This window comes from Succinimonas sp. (assembly GCF_045225735.1).
GTDB lineage: Bacteria > Pseudomonadota > Gammaproteobacteria > Enterobacterales > Succinivibrionaceae > Succinimonas.
Genome location: NZ_JBGVBR010000275.1, coordinates 1 through 4,124, shown reverse-complemented (window position 1 = coordinate 4,124; position 4,124 = coordinate 1). Strand labels below are relative to the sequence as shown.

3 protein-coding genes are annotated in these 4,124 nt (G+C 53.0%); 2 read left to right on the top strand and 1 reads right to left on the bottom strand.

Annotated features, from left to right (window positions below; all coding sequences use genetic code 11):
- Positions 1-148 precede the first annotated feature (148 nt).
- A complete protein-coding gene (locus ACJROR_RS09965) occupies positions 149-1,228 on the top strand; it encodes a hypothetical protein (protein WP_406546943.1) in 1,080 nt (359 codons plus the stop codon).
- A gap of 303 nt (positions 1,229-1,531) precedes the next feature.
- Positions 1,532-3,001 (top strand): Trm112 family protein, encoded by a 1,470-nt coding sequence (locus ACJROR_RS09960; protein WP_406546942.1) that lies wholly within the window; start codon positions 1,532-1,534, stop codon positions 2,999-3,001.
- Between the two features lie 183 nt (positions 3,002-3,184).
- On the opposite strand, the gene ACJROR_RS09955 is transcribed toward ACJROR_RS09960, so the two are convergent.
- The gene (locus tag ACJROR_RS09955) at positions 3,185-3,871 is read right to left on the bottom strand and encodes a lecithin retinol acyltransferase family protein (protein ID WP_406546941.1); all 687 of its coding nucleotides are present in this window, start codon (positions 3,869-3,871) and stop codon (positions 3,185-3,187) included.
- Between the last annotated feature and the right edge of the window lie 253 nt (positions 3,872-4,124).

The window sequence follows — 4,124 nt, the reverse complement described above, 5'->3', positions numbered from 1 at the left end:
CCTTTTCTTCTGCCGTTTCATCATCTAACCGAGGATTTCGTCAAGTCCCGAGCTTTTCTGCGAGCCGCCATTTACACCACATTCCTTTCTTCTGGATCGGGAGGAATTTGTTAAAAAAGCCCGGAAGATCATCGGGGAACGGGATTTTTTGCCGGACTCTTTTGTGAATGCCGCAGAGGCCTCTGTTCAGGCTCTTTACGTGCCGTTCTGTCTTTTTGATGTGTCTCTGTCCGGCAGAGCGGAATACCGCGCGGAAGATATTACCGAAATTTCCACCGGCCGGAGCACCAGCTACCGGCATACGGTTTTAGAGGGGCATGCTGCCGGACGGCAGTACTATTACAATGTGCCGGCCGGCGCGGCCGGTTCTCTGGAGACATCGCTGACCCAGAGCCTGGAGCCGTTTTTTTGCGAGGACGCGCGTCCCTTCAGCAAAGTATACGGGGCGGGGCTTCAGGCGCAGGTTTTAGATAACGGGAGGCAGGGCGGCTACCAGGAAGCCCGGGGACGCATCATCGCCTCCTTTGACCGTTTCCTCACCAATGCTGAGATTTACAAACTGATTAAGATTAACTCCAATGACTACCATGAGGTACCGGAAAAGGTCTCTTATGCCTGGTTTCCGGTATGGCTCATGGAGTTCGCCTGGCAGGGGGAGAAATGGGGCATTTACATGAATGGTCAGACCGGAAAATATGTGGAGAGCCTCCCCGTTTCCACTGGCAAAAAGCAGGTCTGGGGAGCATCTCTGCAGTTATTGGCATACGGTTTAACATTCTGGCTGGTTCTGGGCTTTCTAAAGCTCAGTAATTTGCTTGTTCTCTGTTTCGGGGCTTTTATTGGCGGAGTGATATTGTCAATAGTGCTGTTTTGCATTCCTTTTCTGAGGAGGAGCTTTGCCACCAAACTGAGAGCCGCAATTACGGGGAGCCTGTTTCTTACCATCACCATTGCTCTTTATGCGGGAACCATCCTTCTGACCCCTGTAAAAACTGAGTCCGTTATCATTCTTCTGGCGTTTCAGATTCTGATGCTGATTTTTGTGTTTCCGCTGATCTCATTAAAGGACAGCAGACATAAAGCCAGCCGTGATTATTCCGGGAAGGAACGCCGGGAATGCGACGAGTATGCCATTCACTCCCGGAATGTTCTTCATGAAAGAAAGCTTCAGACCGTTTTCACCAAAACTGTCAAATCCAAAGAAAGCATGATTGATAAAAACAGCTGAGAGCAGCTTCCGGGAAGATGTTTCTGAGAAGGGGGAGCAGGCTGAGCCCCTAATGCCCGTTTTTTTTTTTTCGCCAGTCCGGCCCCGCCGGTTTCAGGCCATTCAGAGATTGTTTTCCGCTTCATGCTTCCGGGCTGTCACCTTAATTACCGGCATGGGATTTTGGTAATTCTTTCCGGAGATCTTCCGGATTTGGATATAATGAGTCTTATCGAGGAAAGCCGCAGACTGACCAGGGGCCTGAACGGCAGCGAAGATCTTTTAAGGATGCCGGCTTGCAATGCGGCGTACACGGAGGCGGTTATGGATCTAACAGAAGTATTCAAGTGCCCGGAATGTTCCGGAGAACTCAGATATAACATCGCCGAACAGCGGCTTGTCTGCAGCTTCTGTTCCAAAATGTTCACTCCCGAGGAGTATGAAAATGCTGTTTCCGGAGCGGCTTCTCAGGAATCCTCTTCTTCCGGCCCGGAACAGGCAAAGTTTACCGCCTGTCCGCATTGCGGGTGCCGGATAAGCCGGGGGGCTTTACGGGCCTCCGCAAACTGTCCCGTCTGCTTTGAACCCCTGAATGCCGCTAATCCTCCCAGGAACTCTGATCTCCCGCCGGAACCGGATTTCATTTTGCCCTTTCTTCTGGATCGGGAGGACTTTGTCAGAAATTTCCAAAAGCGCCTCCGGGAGCGGGATTTTGTGCCGGACTCTTTTATAAAAACCGCCGCCGCCCCTCTCCAGGCTCTCTATGTGCCGTTTTATCTTTTTGATGCGTCCATGTCCGGCAGCGCCGCATACCGCGCGGAACAGATTACCTACATTCCCGGCGGCCGGGGCCCCGGAAGCTACCGGCATACGGTTTTAGAGGGGCATGCTGCCGGAGAGCAGTACTATTTCAATGTGCCGGCCAGCGCGGCCGGATCCCTGGAGCCGGCGATTACCCAAAGCCTGGAGCCGTTTTTTTGCGAGGATGCGCGTCCCTTCAGCAAAGTCTACGGGGCGGGGCTTAAGGCGCAGGTTTTGGAGAACAGCAGGCAGGATGGCTACCGGGAGGCCCGGGGCCGCATTACCGCATCCTTTGACCGCTTCCTCTCCAAGGCTGAGCTTTATACCCTGATCAAGGTTAACTCCAGTGACTACCATGAGGTACCGGAAAAGGTCTCCTATGCCTGGTTCCCGGTATGGTTTATGGAATGTATCTGGCAGGGGCAGCCCTGGCGCATTTACATGAACGGTCAGACCGGGAAGATGACGGGGAGTGTCCCGGTTTCTTCCGGAAAATTGTATGCCTGGGGGGCATCTTTGCTGTTATTTTCCGGCGGCTTAACCTTCTGGCTGGTTCTGGTTTTTCTGAAGCTCAATGATATGATGGCTGTCGGTCTCGGCGCCTTTATGGGCGGAACGTTCCTGAATCCGCTGTTAGCCTTTTTTCCAGCGCTGAGGAGGCTCTTTGCCACCAAGCTCAGAGCCGGAATTACCCTGGGGGTGGTGTCCTGCTTTGCTCTTGCCTGTTATGCGGGAACCATGCTGCAGAGTTATGTCAAAACAGAGTCCATTGCCGTTTGTCTGGTGGTTCAGGTTCTGATGGGCATTTTCTCATTGCCGGTTTCTTTAATGCTGAGCAGAAGAAGGACCTTTAGCTCATCTTCCGCAAAAGAACGCCAGGAATGCGATGAATACGCCGTTCCCTCCCGGAATGTTCTTCATGAAAGAGAGGTTAAGACCCTTTTCAATAAAACTACCGGAAAGAGAGACAGCCTGATTGATGAAAATCGCTGAGAGCTGTTTCTGAGAAGGCGGTTCCTGAGCGGGAGAGATGTTCTTGAGAAAGAGGTTCCTGAGAAAGAGGTTCTGAAAGAGTCTCTGGCAGGAGTTCTGCGGACTTGACCTTATTCATCCTCCGGCGGGTTTATCTCACCAGAAGAGCCGGAGATCCGCAGCCGTGGCTTTCAGAGCTCCGGTTCAGCCTGTAATGCCCGGAACCGCGTCGCGGGCAATGCCCGGGTTATTCTGCCAGTCCCAGACCCGCCAGTCGCAGGCTTTCAGATTCTTTTCCGCTTCATGCTTAAGATTGGCGAGGGACATTTCCATTCTGGCCCAGTGATCCTTGGTAATGCGGTGCATTTTATCGGGATCAAACTCCTCTCCCGCCTCGGCAGCCTTAAGACAGCCGTAGACAAACATGTGGCAGTTATTCATGAGAAGATCGTACTTCCCCAGATCCTGTCCGGCCATGCTGAGAGCCCGCCGGGCCACTTCGGGATCGCCCACCGGGGTGTCGCCCTTGCAGGATACGTAAATGGTGGAGGTGGCTCCGACGCCGACGGAGGTGAATACTTCCGGCGTTACCAGCTTGATGATGCTCTCTCCGTTATCGTTCTGGAGCTCCGCAATGCAGTTTTCTCCGCCGCCCACATAGATGCCGGAATGCTCCATGAATCCCGCTCCCAGATCTCGGTAAAGCACAGAGCCCAGAGCCGGGGTAGCTACCTTGGCATCAATGTAGTTGCCCTTGATGGTATTGATGGCAGCCCTGACAGGAAACTGCGCGGCAAATAACAAGGTAAATACTCCTGCTGCCTTTAACAGATTTTTTGCGGTGTCGTTGCTGTTTCCCTTTCCGGGGGCTTTATCTTTTCCATCTTCCATGCGGTGTCTCCTTGGTGGCATGCAGGCTGTGAGAGCGCCGCTGCGCTTAAGGGAGTCCCGAAGCATGACGGGGCTGCGATGAAGGAGCGGCTTCAGTTGCTGTGTTCTCAACATATTACAGAAAACCTTTTCAGTCAACAAACCCTCGCTGACATTCTGACAGATGCGGATTTTTGAAAAGGGAAGGTTTGGGGGAGTCGGCGGCGAAAGATGACGGAGAAAGAGGGCGGCGGTAGCGGTAATTTCCGCTCTC

Coding starts and splice junctions, on each gene's coding strand:
- ACJROR_RS09955 (WP_406546941.1), bottom strand. CDS start 3,871: ATGGAAGATGGAAAAGATAAAGCCCCCGGAAAGGGAAACAGCAACGAC.
- ACJROR_RS09960 (WP_406546942.1), top strand. CDS start 1,532: ATGGATCTAACAGAAGTATTCAAGTGCCCGGAATGTTCCGGAGAACTC.